The 415-nt window shown below is 72.8% G+C and carries 1 pseudogene; it reads left to right on the top strand.

The features are described from left to right. Positions 1 to 415: pseudogene (locus tag I6F37_RS42030) on the top strand (glutathione synthase); the annotation flags it as partial.

Raw genomic sequence — 415 nt, 5'->3', positions numbered from 1 at the left:
GTCCGCAGCTGATCGAGCAGTTCGTCTGCACGCACGGCCGGGCGGTGATCAAGCCGGTCGACGGCTTCGCCGGCGGGGACGTCTGGCTGGTCGACGCCGGCCCCTCGTGCCGGGCCCTCGTCGAGTCGGCGACGGCGGGAGGCCGGCGACAGGTGATCGCCCAGGAGTACCTTCCCTCGGTCTCCCACGGCAACAAGCGGTTGTTCCTCCTCGACGGCGAGATCGTGGGCGCCGTGCTGCGACGGCCCTCCGCCGACGACTTCCGGATCGGGGCGCCGGTCTCCGAGGCCGCCGTGGACGACGCTGACCTCCGCATCGCGGCCGACCTGGCCCCGCTGCTGTCCGCCCACGGCATCACCCTGGCCGGCCTGGACGTCATCGACGGCCGCCTCATCGAGGTCAACGTCACCTGCCC

Origin of the sequence: Bradyrhizobium sp. NBAIM08, assembly GCF_020193935.1 — a bacterium.
Taxonomy (GTDB): domain Bacteria; phylum Pseudomonadota; class Alphaproteobacteria; order Rhizobiales; family Xanthobacteraceae; genus Bradyrhizobium; species Bradyrhizobium yuanmingense.
Note: the sequence above shows the minus strand (reverse complement) of the source record. Positions and strands in the feature narration are given on the sequence as shown.